The organism is Shimia sp. Alg240-R146 (assembly GCF_947331465.1).
Classification (GTDB): Bacteria; Pseudomonadota; Alphaproteobacteria; order Rhodobacterales; family Rhodobacteraceae; genus Shimia.
Genome location: NZ_CAMZOK010000003.1, coordinates 478,340 through 504,237, shown reverse-complemented (window position 1 = coordinate 504,237; position 25,898 = coordinate 478,340). Strand labels below are relative to the sequence as shown.

At 58.1% G+C, this 25,898-nt stretch carries 22 protein-coding genes and 1 tRNA gene; 15 read left to right on the top strand and 8 right to left on the bottom strand.

Features of this window, described 5'->3' with window-relative positions; all coding sequences use genetic code 11:
- Positions 1–63 precede the first annotated feature (63 nt).
- Entirely contained in the window at positions 64–1,161 is a 1,098-nt protein-coding gene (locus PG871_RS18005) for an AI-2E family transporter (protein WP_270731900.1), read from the top strand.
- Here the strand turns inward: PG871_RS18005 and PG871_RS18000 are convergent.
- The 5 genes from PG871_RS18000 to PG871_RS17980 all read right to left on the bottom strand — a co-directional run bounded on the left by PG871_RS18000 (position 1,158) and on the right by PG871_RS17980 (position 8,107).
- Complete coding sequence (locus tag PG871_RS18000; RefSeq protein ID WP_333559690.1) at positions 1,158–1,667, bottom strand: DUF2478 domain-containing protein; 510 nt, start codon at positions 1,665–1,667, stop codon at positions 1,158–1,160. The genes PG871_RS18005 and PG871_RS18000 overlap by 4 nt on opposite strands.
- On the bottom strand, positions 1,664–2,137 hold the full coding sequence (locus PG871_RS17995; protein WP_270731897.1) for a potassium channel family protein: 474 nt from the start codon (positions 2,135–2,137) through the stop codon (positions 1,664–1,666). The genes PG871_RS18000 and PG871_RS17995 overlap by 4 nt, the downstream gene beginning before the upstream one ends.
- Positions 2,138–2,157: 20 nt before the next feature.
- Complete coding sequence (locus PG871_RS17990) at positions 2,158–2,940, bottom strand: HpcH/HpaI aldolase family protein (protein ID WP_270731894.1); 783 nt, start codon at positions 2,938–2,940, stop codon at positions 2,158–2,160.
- Positions 2,941–3,095: 155 nt separating this feature from the next.
- A complete protein-coding gene (locus PG871_RS17985) occupies positions 3,096–7,349 on the bottom strand; it encodes a Hint domain-containing protein (RefSeq protein ID WP_270731891.1) in 4,254 nt (1,417 codons plus the stop codon).
- A gap of 683 nt (positions 7,350–8,032) precedes the next feature.
- A tRNA-Thr gene (locus PG871_RS17980) sits at positions 8,033–8,107 on the bottom strand.
- An 86-nt stretch (positions 8,108–8,193) separates the two neighbouring features.
- Between PG871_RS17980 and PG871_RS17975 the strand changes: the two genes are divergently transcribed.
- The 5 genes from PG871_RS17975 (at position 8,194) to PG871_RS17955 (ending at position 12,684) form a co-directional block, all read left to right on the top strand.
- A complete protein-coding gene (locus PG871_RS17975) occupies positions 8,194–8,364 on the top strand; it encodes a hypothetical protein (protein WP_270731889.1) in 171 nt (56 codons plus the stop codon).
- Positions 8,364–9,632 carry a UDP-N-acetylglucosamine 1-carboxyvinyltransferase gene (gene murA / locus PG871_RS17970; protein ID WP_270731887.1) on the top strand — a complete coding sequence of 423 codons (1,269 nt, stop codon included), beginning with the start codon at positions 8,364–8,366 and terminating at the stop codon, positions 9,630–9,632. Before PG871_RS17975 ends, murA begins: the two co-directional genes overlap by 1 nt.
- Complete coding sequence (locus PG871_RS17965; protein ID WP_270731885.1) at positions 9,629–10,108, top strand: DUF2948 family protein; 480 nt, start codon at positions 9,629–9,631, stop codon at positions 10,106–10,108. The genes murA and PG871_RS17965 overlap by 4 nt, the downstream gene beginning before the upstream one ends.
- A gap of 235 nt (positions 10,109–10,343) precedes the next feature.
- Positions 10,344–11,645, top strand: coding sequence for a histidinol dehydrogenase (hisD, locus tag PG871_RS17960; RefSeq protein WP_270731882.1), 1,302 nt, complete (start codon positions 10,344–10,346; stop codon positions 11,643–11,645).
- A gap of 202 nt (positions 11,646–11,847) precedes the next feature.
- Positions 11,848–12,684, top strand: coding sequence for an alkaline phosphatase family protein (locus tag PG871_RS17955; protein WP_270731877.1), 837 nt, complete (start codon positions 11,848–11,850; stop codon positions 12,682–12,684).
- Here the strand turns inward: PG871_RS17955 and PG871_RS17950 are convergent, their stop codons facing one another.
- Positions 12,685–14,007 (bottom strand): aspartate aminotransferase family protein, encoded by a 1,323-nt coding sequence (locus PG871_RS17950; RefSeq protein WP_270731875.1) that lies wholly within the window; start codon positions 14,005–14,007, stop codon positions 12,685–12,687.
- The gene (locus tag PG871_RS17945; protein WP_270731873.1) at positions 14,004–14,774 is read right to left on the bottom strand and encodes a 3-keto-5-aminohexanoate cleavage protein; all 771 of its coding nucleotides are present in this window, start codon (positions 14,772–14,774) and stop codon (positions 14,004–14,006) included. The genes PG871_RS17950 and PG871_RS17945 overlap by 4 nt, the downstream gene beginning before the upstream one ends.
- A gap of 190 nt (positions 14,775–14,964) precedes the next feature.
- Between PG871_RS17945 and PG871_RS17940 the strand changes: the two genes are divergently transcribed.
- The 4 genes from PG871_RS17940 (at position 14,965) to PG871_RS17925 (ending at position 20,032) form a co-directional block, all read left to right on the top strand.
- Positions 14,965–15,831, top strand: coding sequence for a MurR/RpiR family transcriptional regulator (locus PG871_RS17940; RefSeq protein ID WP_270731870.1), 867 nt, complete (start codon positions 14,965–14,967; stop codon positions 15,829–15,831).
- An 81-nt stretch (positions 15,832–15,912) separates the two neighbouring features.
- Positions 15,913–16,875: a TAXI family TRAP transporter solute-binding subunit gene (locus PG871_RS17935; protein ID WP_270731868.1), complete on the top strand. Its 963-nt coding sequence runs from the start codon at positions 15,913–15,915 to the stop codon at positions 16,873–16,875.
- 85 nt (positions 16,876–16,960) lie between these two features.
- Positions 16,961–19,594, top strand: coding sequence for a TRAP transporter permease (locus PG871_RS17930; RefSeq protein ID WP_270731866.1), 2,634 nt, complete (start codon positions 16,961–16,963; stop codon positions 19,592–19,594).
- A 12-nt stretch (positions 19,595–19,606) separates the two neighbouring features.
- Positions 19,607–20,032, top strand: coding sequence for a universal stress protein (locus PG871_RS17925; RefSeq protein ID WP_054000736.1), 426 nt, complete (start codon positions 19,607–19,609; stop codon positions 20,030–20,032).
- A 96-nt stretch (positions 20,033–20,128) separates the two neighbouring features.
- Here PG871_RS17925 and PG871_RS17920 read toward each other — a convergent pair whose 3' ends face one another.
- Complete coding sequence (locus PG871_RS17920; RefSeq protein WP_270731864.1) at positions 20,129–20,536, bottom strand: GFA family protein; 408 nt, start codon at positions 20,534–20,536, stop codon at positions 20,129–20,131.
- A gap of 260 nt (positions 20,537–20,796) precedes the next feature.
- On the opposite strand from PG871_RS17920, the gene hemP reads away from it, so the two are divergent.
- From hemP to PG871_RS17895, 5 genes are all read left to right on the top strand, one after another.
- Positions 20,797–20,934 (top strand): hemin uptake protein HemP, encoded by a 138-nt coding sequence (gene hemP, locus PG871_RS17915; RefSeq protein WP_443020510.1) that lies wholly within the window; start codon positions 20,797–20,799, stop codon positions 20,932–20,934.
- A 47-nt stretch (positions 20,935–20,981) separates the two neighbouring features.
- The gene (locus PG871_RS17910) at positions 20,982–22,238 is read left to right on the top strand and encodes an imelysin family protein (protein ID WP_270731861.1); all 1,257 of its coding nucleotides are present in this window, start codon (positions 20,982–20,984) and stop codon (positions 22,236–22,238) included.
- Between the two features lie 85 nt (positions 22,239–22,323).
- Positions 22,324–23,805 carry a di-heme oxidoreductase family protein gene (locus PG871_RS17905; protein ID WP_270731858.1) on the top strand — a complete coding sequence of 494 codons (1,482 nt, stop codon included), beginning with the start codon at positions 22,324–22,326 and terminating at the stop codon, positions 23,803–23,805.
- Positions 23,805–24,827, top strand: coding sequence for an imelysin family protein (locus PG871_RS17900; RefSeq protein ID WP_270731856.1), 1,023 nt, complete (start codon positions 23,805–23,807; stop codon positions 24,825–24,827). Before PG871_RS17905 ends, PG871_RS17900 begins: the two co-directional genes overlap by 1 nt.
- Entirely contained in the window at positions 24,808–25,896 is a 1,089-nt protein-coding gene (locus PG871_RS17895; protein WP_270731855.1) for a DUF1513 domain-containing protein, read from the top strand. Before PG871_RS17900 ends, PG871_RS17895 begins: the two co-directional genes overlap by 20 nt.
- The last annotated feature ends 2 nt before the right edge of the window (positions 25,897–25,898 follow it).

The window sequence follows — 25,898 nt, the reverse complement described above, 5'->3', positions numbered from 1 at the left end:
TTTCCTTGCTTGTTCCTACGCGCACCTAGGGTAGGATGCATGGACTCAGAATGAGGGCGTCCCGTGACCCAAACCAACAGCTATCTCCGGCTTGCGACCGCGTGCCTAGCCGTGATTGCGGTGATTGCCTTTGGCTGGTTTCTGAACGCCGCGCAGCCGATCATCATTCCAATCGTTCTTGGTGCGTTGCTGGCGTTTTTGATGGACGGGATTTCCCGCGTTCTTGCCCGCATTCCGTATTACAGTGCTGTTGTGCCAAGTTGGCTGCGTATGACGTTGACCACGGTTGTTCTTTTTGTGGCGCTGACCGGCCTCATCAGCTTTTTCGCCCGAAACCTTGACCCGGTGGTGCGCGCGATTCCGGCTTATGTGACCGGATTGTCTGTTGCGGTCTCCGAAATTGCTGCGCGGTTTGATGTCGAATTTGAACTGACATGGCAATCGGTTGACCGGCTGATCTTTGACAATATCGATGTGCAATGGCTGATCCGATACACCTTGAACTCGGTCAGCTATTCCGCGGGATATCTGGCTCTGGTGTTCCTGTATGCCGTGCTATTCCTGATCGAACGGGAAAGCATAGCCGTTAAGGTCGCAGCAATAACGCCGGATGAGCAAAGTCGTCAGGATGTGTGGCATACCATCGACTTGATCACCGACCAGATCGGGACCTATTTCACCACCAAGACGATGATCAACGTTGTGTTGGGGCTGATCTGCTGGCTGATTTTTCAGATGTTTGGACTGGAATTTGCGGCCTTCTTTGCCGTGACGACGGCGATCTTCAACTACATCCCTTATGTCGGGTCGTGGATCGCAATGGCCCTGCCGATGTTGTTTGCCGTCGGGCAGCTTGGGCTGAGTTGGAACGTGTTCTGGCTGTTCTCGCTGCTAAGTGCCGCGCAGTTTGGGATCGGCTATTTTTGGGAGCCGCGTCTGATGGGGCGGTCGATGAACCTAAGTCCTGTAATCGTCATGGTCTCGCTTGCCTCTTGGGCTGCGATCTGGGGCCTGATTGGCGCCATTTTGTCCGTCATTCTGACCTCAGGCATTATGACGATCATGTCATTCTTTGCGGTCACGAGGCCAATGGCAATTTTGCTGACCAACAATGGCGAAGTGCCAAGCCGCCGCGAAGAGTTGTCTGACGCGGCCGATTAAGCGGCGTTGACCTTGTCATACCATGCCAGTAGCGCGTCGATGTCCGGGGCGACTTCGGTCGCCATACCGTCAGCAAATTGTTCGAACTTTTCGGAGTTGAGCGGGTTGGTGCCCGCGATCACCGTGGCACCGCTTGCGGCAGCTTCCGCGATGAGGTCGCGGAACCCTTGCCCGTCTGCTTCCTGTTTGCCAAATTTGTTGAGCATGAAGACATCATATGGCGCTTCCATGCTGCGCGCGACTTGGGTCACCGCATGTGCCATGGCATTTGGATCGAGACGACAGCCACGGGCCTCTTTGCCGAGATGCTGGCTGATGCGGATCACGTCCCCGTTCGGCAGAATTTGCACGTCCATGTCACAGCGATGATCGCTTTCACATTCGCTGTTGATTTGCACAATGCCGCGCGTGGCAACGCCGCGGGCCTCCAGACGTTTGGCAAGCTCCGCAAGCAGCAGATCAAGTTCGCCCCGTCCGTGGGCCATCGTGTAGGCGATTTTCATCATGTGTCCTTGTTGCTGGAACGCGGTTTGGAGTCAAACGACCGACCAATAGCGCGCGGCATCAAGCTGCTGACCAGAGAAACCAGAAAGGCTGTCGAAATGCCAAAACACAGAATGCCGGTCACACCACCGAATGCTCCGAAGACACGGAATTCGACCGGCAAGATAAGGTCGCCGTACCCGACAGTGGTGTAGGTGACGATCGAGAAATACAACGCATCGTAGAACTCGACCAAAGCGCCCATCCACATCAGGAAATAGGCCCAGAGCCAAATCTGAACTGTGTGGGAAAACACAATCATGCCAAAGGCGGCACCTGTGAGAACGGCCGTGCGAATTGCACGTCCCCGCCGCCGCATCCAGCGGCCCAGAATTTCCAGAGGCCCAATCATGGCAGCCAAAAGGCCGACATGAATGATGGCGCAAAGGCTGAGAACGACAGACCCCCAAAAGAGTTGATCAGATTGGCTCATCACTTCTCCCATGGGGTGTCCTATGCCTTGTCCACAAATCCTTTGGCGTCGGCGGACAGGGCGCGCGCGGCCTTAGCCAGAACGAGCGTGTCCATGCCCACGGCCACAAAAGTAGCACCCTGATCGAGGTGGGTTTTTGCGCCGTCCAAAGTCAGGGTCAATATGCCCGCTGCTTTGTCCGCGGCGCGGATTTTCTTGATGGCGGCCTCGATGGCCGTCTGAACCTCAGGTGCGCCGGCATTGCCGGGATATCCCATATCGGCGGACAGGTCAGCTGGGCCGATGAACACGCCATCGACACCTTCAACCGCAAGAATTTCATCCAGGTTCTCAAGTGCTTGGCGACTTTCGGCCTGCACGAGCAAACAGATTTCCGCGTCCGCAGTGGTGACGTAATCCGGAATAGACCCAAAGCGCGTGACACGTGATCCGGCGCCGCCCATGCCGCGGATGCCGTTGGGCGCATAGCGACAGGCTTTTACCATGTCTCGCGCCTGCTCAGCCGTGTCGATGAGAGGAACCAGCAGGGTTTGAGCGCCCGCATCCAGTGCCTGTTTGACAATCCAGTCCTGCCCGTAGGGTACACGCACAACGGCGTGGCTGGGGGAGGGATCGATGACCATCAACTGGTCGCGAATGCTGCGCAAATCATTGGGGCCGTGTTCTCCGTCAACGACCAGCCAATCAAAGCCGGTGGTCGACATCAATTCGGCGGCATAAGCTTCAGCAAAGGTCAGCCAGCAGCCTATTTGCGGTTTGTGTTGTGCCAGTGCGGCCTTGAATGTGTTTTTAGGCGCTGGCATGCCGTGTCCTTTCGAGCGAAATGAATTGCGTTTTTCCGATCAAAGACTTTCGCGATCAGGCTGTCCAGTCGAGATGTGAAATGTTCGCGTTAAAAAGAGAAGGGTCGGCCCCCACGGCCGACCCATCCCATAGCGAACTTTGTGCTGTGCGCCGGCTAGGCGATCAGCTGAGCCTCGTGACGCTTGAGCGACAAACGCGCGGCTGGATAGGCGGCGAGGCCTTCCTCATTGCGCAACTCCGGGAAGAGGGAATAGATCTCTTCGCGCTGGGATTTTTCGATGCCTTTCATCGAATAGTCACCAGGCTGGAAGCTTTCACTCCAGGCGCCGTCTGCCAGAACCACCTCGTGCTGTTCGCACATGATGTGGATGTAAGTCACGTCATCGACGTTAACCACGTCCACACCTTCGAGATGTGTCAGGTGCTTCGCGGCCACCAGAACCTCGCGCTCTTCAAAGAGCAGCTCGGCCTGCTCGGACACGAGCAGCATGCGGTGGTTTGGCGAGACCATCATGTCACGCTCTGGCTGGTTCGGTCCCAATGCGCCTTGGCGGATCATCACCGGACGCAGTTGTGGGCGCGCCGCAATCTCGGCAGTGTTCAGGCTGCGGGAACCGGCCCAACGGATTGCCTGCAAACCATTGTCGCGGGTCACAACCAGATCACCTTCGGAAAGGTTCTCCACCGCAATTTCGCCCATCGGGGTCAAGATTTTGGTGCCTGGTGTGAAGCAGACAACGGCGGGACCACCTTCGATGTTCTCGAAGTCCAGAGTGCCAGTGACCATACCGTCGGCATCAAGGAATTCGATGGTTCCGTCAAAACCATTTCCATCGCTATCTGTGACAAGGTTAGTCACGCGCCAATCAACGTCACGCTCACCGTAGATGTCGATAGTATCGAGGTCGACTCCAGCTGCGCCGCCAAAAATTTGGTCGCCAATGCCGTCTTCGGCAGACCCGATGACAAAGACGTCTTCGTCGGCTCCGCCACGAAGCTCGTCGGTGCCAGCACCACCTTCAATGGTGTCACTGCCGGTGCCGCCACGGATGGTGTCGTCGCCCTCTTGACCGAAGATCATGTCGTCGCCCGCGCCACCACGGATGTCGTCGTCGCCCGGTTCAAGTGCCAGAGCATCGTCGAAGTCCGCGGGACGGTCGACCAGTTCGCCGGTTGCCAGATCGAGGCTGTCTTCGCCATAGATAACATCGTCGCCGGTGCCGCCGGTGATGGTGTCGCCACCGATGCCGCCGCCGATGCTGTCGTTGTCCGCACCGCCGCTAATCACGTCGTCGCCAGAGTCACCGTTGATGATGTCATCGCCAGCGCCGCCGCTGAGGAAGTCGGGTGTTTGACCCACAGAGGCCACGCCGGTCACACCTGGCGTGCCGCCGGTGATCGCATCGTTGCCGTCGCCGCCGTCGATGGTGTCCACGCCCGCGCCACCAATGATCAGGTCGTCGCCGCCGGCGCCATCAATGCTGTCTCCGCCAATGCCACCAGTCAGCGTATCGTCGCCGTCTCCTGCAATGACCATGTTGTCACCGGAGCCTGCGTCAACAAAGTTGGCACCATCGCCGGTCATGATCACGTCATCGCCGTCACCAGCAAGGATCGAGTCGTCACCTTCGCCGCCGTCGATCGTGTCGGAGCCCTGGCCACCAACAAAGGTGTCGGCACCGTCGCCACCGATCAAAGAGTCAGCGCCGTCTTCGCCCCAGAGTTCGTCGTTACCGTCGCCACCGTATATGGTGTCGGACTGACCGCCGCCGTAGAGAACGTCGTCGTCGGCTTCACCGAACAACTTATCGGTACCGATGCCACCGAAGATGGTGTCGTCTCCGTCTCCGCCGGCGACATCGTCAAAGCCTGCACCGGCATCGATGCTATCGTCGCCTGCGCCGCCGTGGACGACGTCGTCACCGTCACCGGAAAGCACAGTGTCGTTACCTGCTCCGGCATCGATCGCATCACGTTGGTCACCGCGAGGCGCACCGCCTGGAGCTTCGAAGAAGCTGGACGGTACAGTTGAATCGAGGGCTTCGTCCAAGAAGTTGTCGAGCGCATCGAAATTGTCGACTCGGTCACCTTCCGGATCACCAACGTAGGATGCGTCAATCAGATCGTCTCCGTCAGTGCCTTCGACAACACCATCCAGCCCGCTGAGGTCGACGATTTCAACGTTCTCGATGTTCACGAATGTGGTGGTTACACCGGTGCGCACATCGTCCGCATCCAGATAATAGACCACACCGTTTTCCGGGTTGTCGACGTCGTATTCGATCTCGGCGTTGCCAAGAACTTGCAGCGTATCAAAGTCGTCGCCGCCTTCGGCACCGTCAATGAACTGGTTGTCTTGACCAACAACGATGATGGTATCGCGGTCGTCGCCTGCGTTAACAACATCTTCGCCCGGTCCAGTCGAAATCACGTCGTTGCCTGCGCCGCCTTCGATGGTGTCGTCGCCGTCGTTGCCGAAGATGGTGTCGTCGCCGTCTTCGCCCCAGAGTTCGTCGTTCCCGGGGTTTCCTTCAATGAAGTCGTTGCCAGCACCACCGAACACAGTGTCGTCGCCACCGCCCGAGTCGAGTTCGTCGTCTCCAGCGCCACCTTTCATAAGGTCGTCGCCGGAACCACCGTCGAGCGTGTCGTTGCCGGAACCACCGTCAAGGGTGTCGCTACCCGAATGACCTGCAAGGACGTCATCGCCGGCTTCGCCAACGAGAATATCGTTGTCGTCGCCGCCTGCGAGGGTATCGTTGCCGTCGCGGCCGTAAAGCACGTCGTCGCCAGCTGCGCCTTCCATGTAGTCGTCGCCCGCGCCGCCAGCCATGCTGTCGTCACCTGCGCCGCCGCCTATGACGTCGTTGCCTTCGCCACCAAATACGATGTCGTCACCTTCAGCCGCGACAATAGTGTCGTCGCCGCCATAAGCTACGATGATGTCGTCGTTTTCGGCATTTCCAGGGAAAATGTTGTCTTCGTTGTCAACAAAATCGCCGTCCGGATCGCCATCGTACTCCAGGTCGATCAGGTCGCTTCCCGCCGTGCCTTCGACGATGCCGTCACGTGTGCGGTCTGAAATCTCGTCGGCGAGAACGTTCTCGATATCGAAGAATTCAAACGCTTCACCGGTTTCTTCGATCACGGCCACGCCGTTTTCGCCATTCTCGGGATCATAGACGACTGTGATCGCACCAAGACCGCGCAGATCCAATGTGTCGTTGTCATCGCCGTCGCTTCCGCCGTCGACCAGATCCAGAGTAGACCCACCAAGTATGGTATCTGCATCTGCGCCGCCGTCGATGGTATCGACACCTGCGCCGCCGGTGATCTCGTCTTCGCCGTCCTGACCATAGATCATGTCGCTGCCATCGCCGCCCAACAGAACGTCGTCGCCGTCCTCGGTCGAGGTCACAACGCCATCTGTGGTGAAGTAGACGTCGGAAACGGTCACATCCGCTGACTCATCATCGAGGTTGATGGTGATGATCTCGATGCGCGCCACTGGACCGGGAATGTCCACCAAGACCGAGTTGCCGCCAGTCGCCGCGTCACCCGGAGCGCTACCGTCTGAGATTGCACCTTCGGTGGTGCCGTCGCCATCGATGTCCACGAGATGCAGGTTGCTGCCATCTTCGCTGGTCAGTGTGACCTCAATCCGGTTGCCTTCAGTGTCGTAGGCCCAGACCTTTGTCACGGCATTGCCGTCGATGTCATTGATGCGGAATTGAGCGTTTTCAACCGCTTCGGAGAACTCAAGCGCCGCAGTGGTTGTGGCACCGGTGCCGGCACCGGTGTCCATGCGCAGGCCGCTGTTCGGGTCAATCGTTTCGCCGCCGCCGTCGAGGCCATCGACGATTTGCGTGGCGTCGTCAAACTCTGGAGTTGTGCCGCCGGTGGTCGTGGAGGAATAAGCCACGGAAACAGAACCGGTGTCCTGTGTAACGGGGCCCGCGAGCGGGTCACCATCCGCCGGCGTGCCGATTTCGCTCCAGTTAAAGCTTTCAACACCGCCAGACGTGCCGCCGCTGGTATCGCTGACAGGCGCAAAACCACCATAGATCACGTCGTCGCCGCCGCCACCGTCGATGGTGTCGGAACCAGCTTCGCCGGCAAGCAGGTCATCGCCCGGTTCCGCGTCGCCATCCTGATCCGCGTCTTGCGGGTCGGATTCGTCGCCGAGAACCTCGTCGTCGCCGGCGCCTGCGAGAACGGTGTCGTCGCCGTTACCGGCATAAATTGTGTCATCGCCAGCACCGCTGACGACCAGATCGTCACCACCTTGCGTGCTGATTGCGGCGCCGGAATTTGCAGCTGCGTCACCTTCGCCGTCGGTGAAACCCACATTCACTACGTCATCGTTCTCGGTTCCGTCCACGATGCCAGGACCTGTCGGATCAGCCATTGTTCCCTCGTTTCCTTTGTGCACGGCTCGTGGTTCTAAATGAACACGAAGCACAGCGCTCCCACCGCTCAAAAAGAAGCGGCAATTCGACATCCCGAAAGATGCCTATTTGTTGATTGGCTGCCCCAGCCAGAACATACGCCCCCCAGATAGGCGTGACCCAAATATGGGCGAAAGAAGGCGGCGTTGAAACAAAAACATCTAAATTTGGTCGAAAAAGAACCGAAATTGTGGCGTTAACCAATTGTTAACCTTGTCTGTTTTTGCAGGGGAATTTGGCTATTGTTTCCGTATTGCGGCAGAAGTGTGGCGGAAAGGTGCGGTTTTCGGTGTGCATTTTTGACACAATTTGGTCCAAATTGCTCAATTGCAGCAAAGGCTTCGCGCCACATTTGATACCGCTGCTTCAGTCGTTTCCAAATGGGAACCAATCCGGAGATTTGGTGGATTGAGAATCTGTTGTGACGTGGCTGTTTGGGAGTAACCGGAATTGATTTCAATTCGCGAACAAAAGCGCGCGTTGCGCCTGATTGATCAGAATGCGCAAACAAAGGTGATTCGAATCAACGACATAATTTGGCGAAGGGGCGACGGTGTGAGTGCTAAGAATCATACGAGTGACATTCGGGCGAGTCGGTGCTTGCGCGCGGTAGATCGTCTTGCCGTATCTCGGGGGGATCCGGTGGTGCTGTGAGGGAGGATCGAACTCCCGACCTCACCCTTACCAAGGGTGTGCTCTACCACTGAGCTACCACAGCATTACCGTGGCGGGGATTTAGACTCAAACCACAGAGGGTGCAAGCGCAATCTGGACGGTTTTTTGCTGCTCATGTAAGGAAAGTGCATGGAACGCAAATCACCCTCCAAAAAACCAGCGCAAAAAGCGCTTAGCAAAGAGGACCGTCTTAAGGCGGCCCTTAAGGCCAACATGGGCCGTCGCAAGGCACAGGCAAAGGCGCGCGCCGCCGCGCCGGAGGGAAACATTGAGACAGTGAAGAGTGAAGGGCAGGAATAATGGATTCTATTGTAGTGCGCGGGAATGGTCCGCTTAAGGGGCAGATTCCGATCGCAGGGGCCAAGAACGCCTGTCTGACGTTGATGCCAGCGACCATTCTCAGCGAAGAACCGCTGACGCTGACCAATGCGCCACGGCTGAGCGACATCAAGACGATGACAACACTGTTGCAATCGCTGGGCGCCGAAGTGACCTCGTTGCAGGATGGCAAAGTGCAAGCGATGAGCTCGCACAACCTCGACAACCACGTCGCTGACTATGACATCGTGCGCAAAATGCGGGCGTCCAACCTTGTGTTGGGGCCGATGTTAGCGCGTCTGGGACATGCGGTGGTGTCGCTGCCAGGGGGCTGCGCGATTGGGGCGCGGCCGATGGATTTGCATATCTATGGCCTTGAGAAACTGGGCGCCGAGATTGAATTGAAAGACGGTTACCTGCATGCCAAAGCGCCCGGTGGCCTTAAAGGCGCCGAGATGGAATTGGCGTTTGCCTCTGTGGGCGCAACAGAAAACATCCTGATGGCGGCGACGTTGGCCAAGGGAACCACGGTGATCCGCAACGCGGCACGCGAACCGGAGATTGTCGATCTCGCGGACTGTTTGCGGGCGATGGGTGCACAAATCGAGGGCGACGGCACTTCTGAGATTGTGGTGCAGGGCGTGGATCGACTGCACGGTGCGACGCATCAGGTTGTGACCGACCGGATTGAATTGGGCACGTTTATGTTGGCGCCGGCGTTCTGTGGCGGCGAAGTAGAGCTGCTGGGCGGCCGCATGGATTTAGTGCAGAGCTTTGCGGAGAAGCTGGACCTCGCGGGCATTGACGTGACCGAGACCAAGGCGGGTTTGAAAGTCGCGCGCAGAAGCGACCGTGTGAAGGCTGTCGATGTAACGACCGAACCATTCCCGGGGTTCCCGACCGATCTGCAGGCGCAGTTCATGGCGCTGATGTGTATTGCCGAGGGTACGTCTGTGCTTGAGGAAAAGATCTTTGAAAACAGGTTTATGCATGCGCCCGAGCTGATCCGGATGGGTGCCTCGATCGAGGTGCATGGCGGTACAGCCACGGTGCACGGGGTTGAACAGCTCAAGGGTGCGCGGGTGATGGCGACGGACCTTCGGGCGTCTGTATCGCTCATTCTGGCAGGGATGGCCGCAGAGGGGGAGACCGTGGTAAGCCGTGTTTATCACCTTGATCGCGGCTATGAGCGGATCGAGGATAAATTGGGGGCCGTGGGCGCTCATATTGAAAGGGTGAAGGATCAGTGACTGAAGACGCACGTTTCGAAGACGGGGGCGACAAGCCGCTGAACCTTGGGGCGCTGGACGCCGAAGACCTGAAGGTGTTGTCCACCCTGACGCAGGATGCGGTGTTTCCGGCGAGTGAGATGCAGTGGCTTCCCACCGAGCGGCGGTTTGCAATTTTGCTGAACCGGTTTCGTTGGGAGGACCTCAAAGCCGCTGAGACGCGTAAGCGGGCGGTAGAGCGGGTGCAGTCTTTGCTCGTGATCGACAACGTGGTGCATGTGGCGAGCCAAGGTGTGGCGCGCGGGGATACAGACACGATCCTGTCGCTGTTGTCCGTGGCCTTCACTGTCGGTGAAGACGCTGACGGAGTCATCGAGTTGATGCTGGCAGGCGATGGCGGCATTCGGTTGCAGGTTGAAGCACTGGAAGTCTCGTTGCGGGATGTCACGCGGCCCTATGTGGCGCCTTCCAAATCGGCGCCGCAGCACGACGCGTGACAGGCACCGGTTTCTAAATTCGCCGAAAATGGTTAACGCCCTTATATCCTTGGGGTTTTGAGGTGCGGCATGGCGGCAGCATTGCGTCGGTATCGTGTCGGTGCGCCAGGCGCGGAGAGCGGCCGTAAAGGCCGCGTACGTTGCGCAACAGTTAGGTGCAACAAAGGCGCGCGGGCATTGCGCCTTGAGGGGAAGCTCTGCCAAGGCTAAGACACCCGCGCAAAGGAGTCTTTTTATGCCTCAGTTTCTGAACACCTCGGATGCCGATTTCGAAACCCGTTTTGCGGCCCTTTTGGGTGCTAAGCGTGAAGACAGCCCGGATGTGGATGCGGTTGTTGCCGACATCATCGCGGACGTTCGACATCGGGGTGATGCGGCGGTGATCGAGCTGACGGCAAAGTTTGACCGGCTGGAACTGACGCCTGAGACGATGCGGTTTTCGAAAGACGAAATCGACGCCTTTTGCGCTGAGGTCAGTGACGAAGACCGCACAGCGCTTGAGTTGGCGGCGGAGCGCATCCGCGCATATCACGCGCGTCAGATGCCGCAGGATGACAGTTGGACGGACGAAAGTGGCGCAACCCTGGGCTGGCGCTGGAGTGCGGTGAGCGCGGCGGGCCTTTATGTGCCCGGTGGGTTGGCAAGCTATCCGTCGTCGGTTCTGATGAATGCGATCCCCGCCAAAGTGGCTGGCGTAGAGCGACTGGCGATTGTGGTGCCAACGCCGGATGGCGTGGCGAACCCGCTGGTGTTGTTGGCCGCGCGCATTGCAGGTGTGGACGAAATTTACCGCATTGGCGGTGCGCAAGCGGTGGCGGCGCTGGCTTACGGCACAGACACCATCGAAGCGGTGGACAAGATCACCGGTCCGGGCAATGCCTTTGTTGCAGCCGCCAAGCGGCGGGTGTTTGGCAAGGTCGGCATCGACATGATCGCAGGCCCTAGCGAGATTCTGGTGATTGCCGACAAAGACAACACGCCGGATTGGATCGCCTTGGATCTGTTGTCACAAGCCGAGCACGACGAAAGCGCGCAGTCGATCCTGATCACCGATGATGCCGCGTTTGGGCAGGCGGTGGCAGAGGCGGTTGAGGCGCGGCTTGAGACTCTGGAGCGGCGTGCGATTGCTGGAGCGAGCTGGCGTGATTATGGCGCGGTGATTGTGGTGCGAGATTTGGCAGAGGCAGCGGCGCTGTCCAATCGCGTGGCACCAGAGCACCTTGAGCTGTGCGTGGCGGATCCGGATGGGTTGTCCAACCAGATCACCCACGCGGGCGCGATTTTCCTTGGCCAGTATACGCCGGAAGCCATTGGTGACTATGTAGGTGGGCCGAACCACGTTTTGCCAACAGCGCGGTCTGCGCGGTTTAGCTCGGGTCTGTCGGTGATGGATTTTGTCAAACGCACGACGCTGTCGAAGATGACGCCGGAAGCGCTAAAGGCAATTGGACCGGCGGCGGAGACGTTGGCGCAGTCTGAAAGCCTTGAGGCGCATGGGTTGAGTGTGCGGGCGCGATTGGATGCCTTAAACAAATAGGGGCTGGCCAAAGTGGGGGCACTGTTTTGGTTTAGGGGCGTTGCCCCTCGCACTGGCGCGCTCACCCCAGGATATTTGAGGCAAGAGGATAGGTCGGCATTTTTGTGTTCGGATGCCGCTCGGGAAGCGTCGTTTGCGGATTGTGCCGTAGCGACGGGCCAGCCTAGAGTTTGACCAAGGCAATGGGCTTGGAGAGACAATCATGGACCGCAAACTTTTGTTGATCATTCTGGACGGGGTGCCGTGGCGCAACTGGAACCGTTTGTTTGGCAACCTTGAGGGCTGGGTCGAAGACGGCACGGCGCAAAAATGGAAAATGCGCGCGGTGTTGCCGTCGATTTCGGCAAGTTGTTACGCGTCAATCCATACAGGCGTGACGCCTCAGGAGCATGGCTGCACCGGCAATGGCAATGTGTTCCGCATCAAGCAGCCCGACATTTTTGCGCAGGTGCGCAAGGCGGGCGGCAAGACCGGCGCGGTGGCACATTCGTTCTGGAGCGAGTTCTTCAACCGCCATCCATTCGATTACGTGCGCGACATTGAGTATGATGAACCCGATGCCAAGACCATCAACCACGGGCGGTTTCACACGATGACCGGCTATGGGGCGGCCAACCAGATGACCCCAAGCGATGTCGATTTGTTTGCGACCTTATCCAACCTGTGTCTGAAGCAAGGGCTGGACTACGGCATGCTGCACACCTGTACGCTCGACAGCATGGGACATCGGTTTCAGCACGAAAGCCATGAGATGGATCATGCTTGTTTTGTGATGGATGAGATGCTGGCGCCATTCATTCCGAAGTGGCGGCAGTTTGGCTATGAGGTGATCGTGACCGCGGATCACGGGCAAGACGAACGCGGCCATCACGGCGGGCGCAGCGATTTGCAGCAGGAATTCGCGCTCTATTACTTCGGTGACGCCAAAGGGCCGGACAGCGACACCGTTTTGCATCAGTTGCAACTGGCGCCGACGATTTTGAGCCGGATGGGCGCGGAGATTCCTGAGACAATGAAGGGTGAGCCGTTCCTGCGGTGATCAGGGCAGGCTTGCCGTCAGGGCTGTGTCGAGCGCATCGGTGATAAGGCCGATGTGGTCGTCTTGCATAATGAATGGTGGCGCCAGCAGAATGTGGTTGCCCTGTTTGCCATCAATTGTGCCGCCCATCGGGTAGCAGATCAGCCCTGCGTCAAAAGCGGCGGCTTTGATTTTGGCGTGCACTTGCAGCGCGGGATCAAACGGCGCTTTGGTTTCGCGGTCCGCCACAAGTTCCATGCCGATAAACAGGCCGCGGCCGCGGATATCGCCGATATGGGCGTGCTGGCCGAAGCGGTCGTTCAGCGCGGCGCGCAGTTTTTCACCCATAGGGGCCACGCGATCGGCAATGCCGTCGGTGGTTAGTCGGTTCAGAACAGCGAGGGCGGCGGCGGCGGCAGTTGGGTGGCCGTTGTAGGTGTGGCCGTGTTGAAAAAATCCGGTGCCGTCGCGGATGGTGTCAAAAATCTCGGCCGTACAGAGCATTGCGCCGATTGGTTGATAGCCAGCGCCAAGACCTTTGGCGACGGCGCAAAGGTCGGGAGTGATCTCGTCCTGATCGAAGGCAAATAGGCTGCCGGTGCGTCCCATGCCACACATGACCTCATCCAGGATCAAAAGGACGCCGTGGGTGTCGCAGATCTCGCGGATGCGTTTGAAATATCCTTCGACGGGTGGGACGGCACCGGAAGTGGCACCGACGACGGGTTCAGCGACGAAGGCGAGGACGTTTTCCGCACCGAGGTCGTGGATTTTATCTTCGAGTTCATTTGCAACCCGCTGGCCGTAGTCGAATTCGGATTCGCCGTCCTGTTGGCCGCGATAGGCGTAACAGGGGGCGATGTGATGCGTGTCCATCAACATCGGCGCAAAGGGTTCGCGGCGCCACATGTTGCCGCCCGCCGCGAGCGCCCCAAGGGTGTTGCCGTGATAGCTTTGGCGGCGTGCGATGATGTGGCGCCGGGCGGTCTCGCCTTTTTCCAGCGTATATTGGCGGGCAAGTTTCAGGGCGGATTCCATCGCTTCTGATCCGCCGGACACGAGATAAACCCGGTCTAGGTTGCCAGGTGCGGCTTGGATCAATGCGTCGGAAAGGGCTTCGGCGGGTTCGGAGGTGAAAAAGCCGGTGTGCGCGAATGCGACGGTGTCGATCTGGTCTTTGATGGCTTGGATCACTGCGGGATCGGAATGGCCGAGGCAGGAAACCGCGGCGCCGCCGGTACCGTCGAAGTAGGCTTTGCCGGATTGGTCAAAAAGGAACGGGCCCTCGCCGCGTGCAACGACGGGTGGGGTTTTGCGGCTGTGACGGGGGAAGACGTGGCTCATGGCGTGGGCTCCTTTCTAGAGGGTTCACGAAGCGCGGTGGCGATGCGGGCGATGTTTTCGGCGTTGTCCAAAGCGGGCGAGCCGTCGGGGCGACAAAGGTTATTTTCAAAACCGAGGCGCAGGTCGCCGCCCATCTTGGCGGCCTCAAGCATGACGGCGTGCTCGTTGGCGCCAAAGGCGCAGACGGTCCAGTTGGGGAATTCACCCTTGAGTGCTGCAACAAAGGGCGCAAGTTCGAAGGTGCGCGCTGGGCGCGGCGGGGTGTAGCGGCCCAGCACTAGAAGCACGTCGCGCATGTCTTGCGGGATGGTGCCGGCGTCGATCAGGTGGCGCAGGGTGTTTAGGTCGTCGGTGTCATAGAGGATATGCTGAACCCCGGTGCCGATATCGGCTGCGGTGGCGTAAAACTGCTGGGCCAGATCAGGGCTGCGCATGATTTCGCGCACCGACACACTGGCGGCTGCGGGTCGCAGACCCTGCAGGCAGGCCAGTTGGGCAGGCACGTCGAAAATGCCGCCAGCTTCGGTGGTGATCTGGATCGCCATGTCGGGGGCGTGGGTTTCGATTTCCGCGATGGTTTCGCGATAAAGTCCGGTGTCGAGCGTGTGACGTCCGGCTGTGTCACGTACGTGCAAATGGATCGCACTGGCGCCCGCGATTTGGCAGCAGCGCGCGGTCTTTGTGATCTCGGAAATGGTTAACGGAATAGCGGGATGATCCGCCTTCTGGCGCCGAGCGCCGTTGGGAGCCACGGTGATTCCCGGCATCTTCTGCCCGGTGGGGGCGGTGAGTCGCCGATCTGTCAAAATTTCTGAAAAATTGTAACCACCTGACATCTTGCGCTTATTCCTCGTGGATGTGTCTCTTGAGACAGTTCTGAGTGTCTTTGAAACAAATGTTTCTTCTGTTGACTTGGCGTAAAACGAATGGAATGTTCCTGTCAAGTGGAGGGGATTCGTGAACAAACCGATACGGATCGAAGACAGAATTGCAGAAAGCTATTCTGACCTGAGTGCGCGTTTGCAGGCAGCAGCGGATTACGTTGTGGCCAACCAGATGGATGTGGCGGCGCGCTCTTTACGGTCGGTTTCTGCCGCCAGTGGTGTGTCGCCAGCGACCTTGTCGCGGCTGGCGCGATCGCTTGGCTTTTCCAGCTATGAAGAGATGCGCGAATTGTGCCGCGCAGCGGTTGGCGGGCGGCAGACGTCGTTTGCGGAGCGCGCGGATCTGCTTAAACAAAGCAGCGATTCAAGCCAGACGATTTTGGACCGTCAGACAGCGGCCTGTGTGTGGAACCTCTCGGAAATGGGCGGAACGCTGGATCGCGCACGCCTGCAAGAGGCGGTGGACGCTTTGGATGGGGCCCGAAATGTGGTGCTGTTTGGCGCCTTCGGCTCGACCGGCATTGTGGAATACATGGCTTATCTGGCGAACTATTTTGCCACCAACTGGACGCTCGCGGGCCGCATGGGGGCGTCGCTTGGTGCGTCGCTGGCGTCGATGGGAGCTGAGGATGTGCTGCTTGTCGTGACCAAAGCACCCTATGCCAGCCGCGCTGTGCGGGCCGCGGAAATGGCGCAGGAGGTGGGGGCAAAAACCATCGTGATCTGCGACAGCCATGCCTGTCCGGCAAACAAATATGCGACTTTTCCTTTTATTGTGCCGTCAGAAAGTCCACAGTTCTTCTCATCTTATGCTGCGACTCTGGCCTTGATGGAGACAATTATCGCCATGCTGGTGGCGCAGTCCGGAACCGATACGAGTCAGCGCATCCGTGACGTTGAACGCCGGAACAAGAGCCTGGGGGATTTCTGGGCTGAGTAAGACCAAGACAAAACCCGCCCGCAAAATCAGGGCGCAAAAACAAAACACTAACTTTTACTATCATCAACTAGGGAGCCTAAGATGATTTCCAAACTGAAACTGGCAGGCGCAGCCATTGTCGCGTCGATGACCTTTGGCGGTGTTGCCACTGCACAAGAGTTTATCTCAATTGGTACCGGCGGCGTGACCGGTGTGTATTACCCAACCGGCGGCGCGATTTGTCGTCTGGTGAACAAAGGCCGCAAAGAGCACGGCATCCGCTGTGCTGTGGAATCGACCGGCGGCTCGGTTTACAACATCAACACCATCAAAGCCGGTGAGCTTGAATTTGGTGTGGCGCAGTCCGATTGGCAGCACCACGCCTATAACGGCACGTCCAAATTTGCCGACAGTCCGTTCCCGGACATCCGCGCTGTGTTCTCGGTACACCCTGAGCCGTTTAGCGTGATTGCGCGTGCGGATGCAGGCGTGAACAGCTTTGCCGATCTCAAAGGCAAGCGCGTCAACGTTGGTAACCCTGGCTCCGGTCAGCGCGCCACGATGGAAGTTGTGATGGCCGCTTATGGCATGGGCATGGACGATTTTGCTCTGGCGACCGAGTACAAAGGCTCGGAAATGGCAAAGCAGCTGTGTGACGGCAACATCGACGCAATGGTTTACACCATTGGTCACCCGGCCGCCGCAATCAAGGAAGCGACCACAACCTGTGCCGCGAACCTTGTGAACGTTGTGGGTCCTGAGATCGACAAGCTGGTTGCAGACAACCCGTTCTATCGCGTGGCGACCATTCCGGGCGGCATGTACAAAGGCACCGACGGCGACACCACCACCTTTGGTGTGGGCGCGACCTTTGTGACTTCGGCGACCATTCCTGATGACGTTGTGTACATCGTTGCGAAATCCGTGATGGAAAACATCGAAGATTTCCGCAAGCTGCACCCTGCGTTTGCCAACCTGGACCCAGCGGAAATGGTCAAAGACGGCCTGAGTGCGCCGCTGCACCCTGGTGCGGCCAAAGCGTACATGGAGCTTGGCCTGCAGTAAGGCGGGTATGACCCTGAGTTAAAGCCATTGAAAGCGCCCCGTGTGATGCGGGGCGCCTTCGCATATTCGTTCAACGGGGACAGACATGGCACAAGATCATCAAAATGATGGCACCGCCGCCGCCGACGCCATTGTGGCAGAAGCCGATACAGGCGCGCGCAACGCGACTGGATTTCAAGGCAAACTTATTATCTGGATCTGCATCATCTGGTCGCTTTTCCAGCTTTATATCGCGTCGAAATTGCCCGGAGTGCTGGCGCAACTGACCGGATTTACCGATTTTGCCAATGTGGTGGCGCAGGCGCGTTACATCCACCTGGCGTTTGCCATGTCTTTGGCGATTCTGGCGTTCCCGTTGTTTAAGACATCGCCGCGCGACCGCATTCCGCTTTATGATTGGGTGTTGATTGCGTTGGGCGTTGGGGCCAGCCTCTATCTTGTTTTCTTCCGCTATCAGATCGCTGACCGTCCAGGTCTGTGGACCGATACGGATATGATTGTGTCGGCCATCGGCATGATAGTCCTGTTGATCTGTGTCTATCGCTCGCTTGGATTGCCGTTGGTGATCATTGCGTCGATCTTTGTGTTGTTTGCCTTTTTCGGCGGTGAAAGCGCATGGGTGCGGGACATCACCAACTATGGTGGGGCCTCGCCCAAGAAGGCGCTGGGCCACTATTGGATGCAGACCGAGGGGGTGTTCGGCGTCGCGCTGGGCGTCTCGACGACGATGATCTTCCTGTTTGTTCTGTTTGGCGCGCTGCTTGACCGTGCGGGTGGGGGCAACTGGTTCATCAAAGTGGCGATTGCCCTTTTGGGCGCGCTGCGCGGTGGTCCGGCAAAGGCTTCGGTTTTGGCCTCGATGATGACCGGTATGATTTCCGGATCGTCAATTGCAAACACCGTGACCACAGGCACGTTCACCATTCCGCTTATGAAGCGGATCGGGTTTTCGGCCGAAAAAGCGGGTGCGGTTGAGGTGGCGAGTTCCACCAATGGACAGCTGACGCCACCGGTGATGGGGGCCGCGGCCTTTTTGATGGTGGAATACGTCAACATTCCCTACATCGACGTGGTGAAACACGCGTTTTTGCCTGCGGTGATTTCTTACATCGCGCTTTTGTACATCGTGCACCTTGAAGCGCTGAAAATGCAGATGCAGGGCTTGAAGAAGGCCGGGCGACATATCGGACCGATCCTTATTCTGATCCTGTTCCTGTCTGGCTTCCTTGTCCTCGGTGCCTGTACGTTCTTGATGATTGGCCTGCGTGGCGTGCTTGATCCCATTATGGGAGACAGCATTTATGCAGCCGTCGGCATGGTTGGGCTGATCTATCTGGCTTTGCTTTATGTCGCGTCGAAATATCCTGACGTCGAGATGGACGATCCCAATTCACCGCTTGAGGCGCCAAGGCTGACGCCGACGCTGATTGGTGGCTTGTATTACGCGCTGCCGATTTTCATTCTTGTGTGGAACCTGATGGTGAAGACCGACTCGCTTGAGCGGCTTTCACCTGCGCTCTCGGCGTTTTGGGCGACGATCTTTATGGTCATCGTGGCGCTGACCCATCGCCCGATCAAAGCGTTCTTCCGTGGCGAAGGTGCTTTGGCGGAAGCGGTGATGGCGGGCAAAGACGACTTTGTTCAGGGCCTCATTATGGGGGCACGCAATATGATCGGGATTGGTGTTGCAACGGGTGCCGCTGGTATCATTGTGGGCACCATCAGCCTGACCGGCGCGCATCAGGTGATCGGGCAGGTGATCGAGGTAATCTCGGGCGGCAACCTGATGATCTTGTTGCTTTTGGTTGCGGTGCTCAGCCTGATCCTTGGGATGGGGTTGCCGACCACGGCGAACTATATCGTGGTCAGCTCGCTCATGGCGCCGGTGATCATCGGCGTGGGCGCGCAATCGGGTCTCGTTGTGCCGCTGATCGCGGTGCATATGTTCGTGTTCTATTTCGGTATTCTCGCGGATGACACGCCACCGGTGGGCCTTGCGGCCTATGCGGCGGCGGCGATTTCGCGGGGCGATCCGATCAAGACCGGTATTCAGGGCTTTGCCTATGACATCCGAACCGCGTTGTTGCCGTTCATGTTCATCTTTAACACCGATTTGCTGTTGATTGACGTGGGGCTGGGCAAAGCGGTGCTGGTGTTCTGTGTTGCCCTGATTGCGATGTTGATATTCGCGGCGGCCACGCAGGGCTATTTCATCGCCAAATCGAAGCGATGGGAGAGCGCAGCGCTATTGTTCATCGCCTTTATGCTGTTTAGGCCGGACTTTTTCCTCGATCAGGTAAGTGAGAAATACACTGTTGTTGAAGGGCCTGCGGCGCTTGAGGTGATCAGTGCTCAGGAGCTTGGCAGTACCGTGCGACTGACGGTGTCGGGACCGGATTTTGACACTGGTAAGGACCGACGAACAACCGTGACTTTTGTCTATGATGGACCGGATGCGGACGCCGCAATGGGGGACAACGGGCTGACGGTGTTTGCCGAGGAGGACAAGCTGTTGCTTGAAGAACCCTTCCCGGGTTCGCCATTCTTCGGAACGTTGGGCACCGAGTATGATTACTACGGCGACAGTCCGGTGGTGATCGCAAAAGCCGAAGTGGAGAACGAGCGCTTGCCCAAAGAGCTGTTCTTTATTCCGGCCCTGTTGTTGCTGGCGGGTCTGATGTTGATCCAGCGTCCGCGCGCAACACAACCGGCGTTCTGAGGAGGAACGGATATGTTCAAGACAATTTTGCTGACGGTTGATGTGAATGACCTGAAGGGGGCGGAACGCCCTGCAGACGTAGCCTCCGAAATGATGAAAAACGGAGGGGAAGAGCTGCATGTGATGAACGTGGTGCCGGACTATGGCATGTCGATTGTCGGCAGCTTTTTCAGCGGTGATCACAACAAGGCGATCCTAAAGGAAGCTAAAGGAGCGCTTGAGGCTTGGGGAAAAGAACGCTTCGCCGAAGTTCAAAACCTGCGCCTGCATGTGGATCAGGGTACGATCTATGATTTGGTGTTGAAGGAGGCCGAAGCCGTCAAGGCCGACGCAATCATCGTCGGGGCCCACAAGTCGCATCTACAGGATTACCTGATCGGACCCAACGCGGCGCGGATTTCGCGCCATGCAAAACAGTCAGTGTTTGTGGTGCGATAAGCGGTTTATTAGAAAGTGAGAAGGGCGCTCCGACCGGGGCGCCCTTTTTGTTTGAAAGTGCCTAAAGGCCAGACTGACGGTATGGGATTGGCAGGTTTAGCCCGGCATTTTTTCAAAAGCGGGGAGCGCGTCGTCAAGAACCGTGGCCTGCATTTTGCTCGAGGTGTAAACATTCACTTTCGGGGTGAATTCCTGATGTTCGTTGATCAGGCCAGCGCGCAACCCCAACATGCCTTCGCGTGCCGAGTTTTGAGTGAACATAGGCGTTCCACATGTACCGCAGAAAGATTTGGTCATCGTGTTGCCGGTGTCCGAGCTGTGCTGGTAAGTCTTTGCGGTGCCGCTGACCTTTACGTCGGACTGTTTCATGAACATCAAAGTGGCGAAGGCGCTGCCGGTGGATTGGCGGCATGCGGTGCAATGGCAGTTTGCCATGACCGGCACATCGCCGTCAGCGTCGAATGAGATCTCGCCACAGAGGCATTGGCCAGTAAGTTTTGTCATCGGATTTCCTTTGAGCTTGCGCGTTGTTGTCGCGCCGACCCTATGGGAAACGCCACGATCATCAAGTCGGCAACGCAAGAGTGATCACATCGATCCTTGAGACGGTCTCCGCTGTTTTCAGTGATCGCGCGTTGCGATGTGAGGGAAAGGCCTGCTGGGTCACAGTTAGGTAGAATTATTTATTCTGACAAAAAAACTCGGATTGACATGATTGAGTGATTTTGTCAGATAAGTCTCGTGGGACAACAGGGAGCATGGGCATGACCTCATTTGAGGACCATCCGGTGTATGACGCGAAAGATCTGACCAAAGGCGAAACGCAGGCGCGTATCGTTTTGGACGGGCAGGTCTACACGCTGCGCATCACCAAAGCCAACAAGTTGATCCTGACAAAATGATGCGGCCCATCCGCATGAACGAGATTCCATCCAAGGACAGAGACAGTATGAAACGCACAATTTTGGGCACCTCGTTTGTGGCGCTGATTTCGGCCGGTGCGGCCATGGCGGACACAGCCGTGTTGACGACCTATGCCGATATTGCCGCGGCAAAATATGGCGACAGCACCGCAACGGCCAAAGTACTTGGTACGGCGGTCGACGCGTTGATCGCGGATCCGACCGAAGCCAGTTTGGCCGCAGCGCGAAGTGCTTGGGTGGCGGCGCGCGTGCCGTATCAGCAGACCGAAGTCTATCGTTTTGGCAACGCAATTGTGGATGATTGGGAAGGCAAGGTGAATGCGTGGCCGCTGGATGAGGGTCTGATTGATTATGTGGATCCGTCTTATGGTGGCACAACAGACGAGAACCCTTTGGCAGTGGCCAATGTGATCGCCAATCCAACGCTGACCGTGAACGGCGTTGAAATCGACGCGACCAACATCACTCCGGAATTTTTGGCGGAAACACTGCACGAAGCTGATGAGGTCGAGGCCAACGTGGCAACCGGCTATCACGCCATTGAATTCTTGCTGTGGGGTCAGGATTTGAACGGCACCAAGGCGGGTGCGGGTGCGCGTCCGGCGAGCGATTTCGCGGCGAATGATGCGTGCACTGGCGGCAATTGTGCGCGACGTGCGGATTTCCTGAGGGCTGCGACGGATCTGCTGATCAGCGATCTGATGTGGATGACCTCGCAATGGGGTGAGGGCGGTGCCGCGCGTGAGGCGGTTCTGGAGAACGAGGCCGTTGGGTTGAGTGCGATGCTGACCGGTATGGGCAGCCTGTCTTATGGCGAAACCGCCGGTGAGCGGATGCGTCTGGGCTTGATGCTAAACGATCCGGAAGAGGAGCATGATTGTTTTTCTGACAACACCCACAACAGCCATTTCTATAACGGTCTGGGCGTTCAGAACGTCTATCTCGGCAGCTACACCCGTATCGACGGCACGGTGATCAGCGGTGCGTCTTTGTCTGGTTTGGTGGCCGCCAAAGACGGTGATCTCGATGCGGAGATGCAGGAAAAACTCGGCGCAACCATGATGGCGTTGGGCGCAATCAAGGACGCGGCTGAAGGCGGTTTTGCCTATGACATGATGCTTGAGGCCGGCAACGCAGAAGGCGAAGCGCTGATTATGGGCGGTGTAAACGGCTTTGTGGATCAAACCAAGTCAATTGAACGAGTCGTGGGCGCGCTGGGGCTGGACGGCATCGCGGTTGAAGGATCTGACAGTTTGGACAATCCAAATGCGGTTTTTGAGTAACCGCAACTGCAAGGAACAAAAATGAGAGCGCGGGGGTGCGGACGATTGATCCGCACCCTTTCGCCGTTAGTATCAGGGCATGAGTATGTCGGTACAGAAGAGAGCTTGGTGGGGCTTTGCAGCGGGTTTGGTCTGTGTTGGATGGGCGTCGGCAGGCGAAAATCTGGCGGAACCGCATTTGTCCGTGGTTCCGAGAACAACCCAGGAGCAGGCGCGAATTGACGCGATTTTGCAGCCGCCGACAGATTTTTCCAAACCTGAGACCTATGAGGCTCTGAGCGGGGGCGCAGCGACTGCGCCACGGCGCACGGATGGTCGGGCGTTTTCGCAGGTGGCAAAAGATTTGCCAGAAGATCAGCGGCTGGATTTCGAGCTGGGCCGCGCGATGTTTGAAAAACTATGGGTGGCATCCCCGTCGTCGACGCGGGCGTCTGATGGGCTTGGGCCGCTTTATCATGCGCGCAGTTGCGGCAGTTGCCATATCAACGACGGACGTGGATTTTCCGGAACAGATGGGTTGTTGATCCGGGTTTCGGTGCCGGATGGCGATGGCGGAACAGTGCCACACCCAACGTATGGCGGACAATTGCAGCAGAAAGCGCTGAGCGGCATGCAGGCGGAGTTTCAGCTTGCTATAAGCTATGACGAAGTCGTTGTGGCGCTGGCGGGCGGCGAAAGCGCCAGTTTGCGTGTGCCCAGCTATGATTTTGATTTAAAGCAGGGTCCGTTGGGGGACGGTGCAATGATCTCGGCGCGGGTTGCACCTGCGATGATCGGATTGGGTCTTTTGGAGGCCATTCCGAGCGAAACCATTTTGGCCTTGGCTGATCCAGAAGACGCCAATAATGACGGGATATCCGGACGTGCCAATGTTGTGACCAGTGCCGAATTCGGCGTGCCGATGTTGGGGCGGTTTGGTCACAAAGCGACGCTACCGACGGTGAGCGAACAGGCGGCGGCGGCGTTCTCCGCCGATCTGGGTCTCTCGACACCGCTGTTCCCGTGGCATTGGGGAGATTGCTCCGAGGTGCAAGCCGATTGCCGTGCCGCCCCACATGGGGGCGATCCGGAGCGTGAAGGGCTGGAAGTGGACAGTCGCGCGATGAGAGTGGTGAACCTTTACAGTCGGAACCTCTCTGTTCCGGCGCGGTCCGATGTGACGTCGCCAATGGTCTTGCGCGGCAAGGAATTGTTTCATGTCTCTGGTTGCGCGGCCTGTCACATCCCCAAACATGTGACCCATCGCCTCGATCAGGCGATTGCGGGGAGTTTTCAACTGATTTGGCCCTATACCGATCTTCTGTTGCATGACATGGGAGACGGATTGGCGGACGGGCGGCCGGATGGGTCGGCAACCGGGCGCGAATGGCGAACGGCGCCTTTGTGGGGGCTTGGCCTTGTGGCCCAGGTCGGCGGGCAGCAGGGCTACCTGCATGATGGCCGCGCCCGCACTGTGCTGGAAGCGGTGCTATGGCATGGTGGAGAGGCTGAGACCGCGAAAGATAAGGTGGTGACAATGTCACCGGAGGATCGCGCCGCGTTGCTGGCGTTCTTGGAGAGTTTGTAATGTTCCGAAGCTTGGTCTTGAGCGTTGTTGTGATGCTGAGCATTGTGGCCCAAGCGGCGGCGCAGGACGTCGACCTCTCAACGCGGGTGACAGCGGCTGTCGAGCAGCATATTTTGCCAAGGTATGCACGGTTTGCGACGTCTGCGCGGGCATTGTCACGGGCCGCATTTTCCAATTGTAACGCCGACGATGCGGAGTTGCGCCGGACATATCACGCGGCCTTTGATGATTGGGTGCGGGTCAGCCATTTGCGCTTTGGTCCGAGTGAGACCGACAATCGCGCCTTTGCTCTGGCCTTTTGGCCGGACACGCGCGGCAAAACCCCCAAGGCCTTGGCGGGTTTGATTGCCGATGAATCGCCTGCAGGGTTGGCGGCTGCAGAGCTGATGCAGCATTCGATAGCGGCGCAGGGTTTTTATGCGTTGGATTATCTTTTGTATGATCCAACCTACATGACGATGGGTGTGCCGGAGTACCGCTGCGAATTGATCCGCAGTCTGAGCGAGGGAATCGCAGTGCGGGCTGAGGAAATCAATGGGGATTGGGGACAGTACTTTGCGGCCCAGATGATGGCACCCTCTAAGGCCGGAGCGTATCACACATCAAATGAAGCGGCGGGAGAGTTGCTAAAGGCTGTGGCGACGGGGCTGCAGTTCACCGAAGAGGCGCGGCTGGCGCGGCCTTTGGGTACGTTTGATCGCCCCCGACCCAAGCGAGCGGAGGCATGGCGGTCTGGTCGGTCACAGCTTCATGTGGTTTTGTCGCTGCAGGCGACCCGAGAGCTGACGACGGTCTTGGCCGGAACGACATCGGTTGGCGAGCGAATGGATGATGCGTTTGAAACCGTGTTGAACAATGCGACATTTGACGATCCGGTGTTTGCCGGTGTTGCGGAACCAATTGCACGGCTTAAGGTCGAAAGTCTGCAGCAATACGTCAATGCGCTGCGTGAACAAGTCGTGGCCGAAATGACCGTCGCGCTTGATGTGTCGATTGGTTTTAATGCGTTGGATGGTGATTGAAATGACGTCGCGGCGACGATTTCTAGCAGGGGCTTTGGCGGCGGGTGTGGTACCGGCGCGCAGTTGGGCTGCTGTTGGGGATCCAAGTTATCTGAGCGCGGCCCGGCGGTCTGACGGGGCCTATGTTTTGGTTGGATTGCGCAGAGATGCGACCTTGGCATTTGAGATTACCCTGCCCGCACGGGGACATGCCGCCGCGGCCCATCCGGAACGGGCGGAGGCGGTGGCCTTTGCGCGACGGCCCGGCACCTACGCCATTGTGCTGGATTGCTCGGATGGCAGCATTTTGGCACGGCTTGAAGCCCCCCGAGGGCGGCATTTTTACGGCCACGGCGCATTCTCCAAAGACGGCACCCGGCTTTACACCACCGAGAATGACTATGAGGGCGCGGCCGGCATGATCGGCGTATGGGATGCCAGCAATGGGTACCGGCGTTTGGGTGAGTTTTCGTCGGGCGGTGTTGGGCCGCACGAAGTGTTGCGTTTGCCGGGGCAAGATGTGTTTGTGGTGGCCAATGGCGGCATTCATACCCATCCCGAAAGCGGGCGGGAGAAGCTGAACTTGCGGCATATGCGGCCCAATCTGACCTATCTGGATGGCGATGGCGCGGTGGCGCAACGCGTGCAGATCGGGGACGATTGGCACTTCAACTCAATTCGGCATCTGGCCGTCAATTCGACAGGTCAGGTGGGGTTTGCAATGCAATGGCAAGGCGATGAATGGGACGCGCCACCGCTGTTGGGTTTGCATCGATTGGGCGGAAAGGCAAAGTTTTGCATGGCGCCCGAAGCTGAGCATCTGGGCATGAAAGGTTATGCGGGTAGCGTGGCGTATTGCGGTAGCGGTATGTGGATTGCGATCTCAAGCCCGCGCGGCGGCCATGTCCAGCGGTTTAGCGCCATGAGCGGCGCGTATCTGGGCTCAGTGGGTGCGGCGGATGTGTGCGGGATCAGCGGTGCCGGCATGGGCATGGTCGCGACGACGGGCGGCGGCCATGTCGTTGGCATTCAGGCGAGTATCACAGCGCACCATCCGCTGGCGTTTGACAATCACCTTGTGGCGATCTGAGA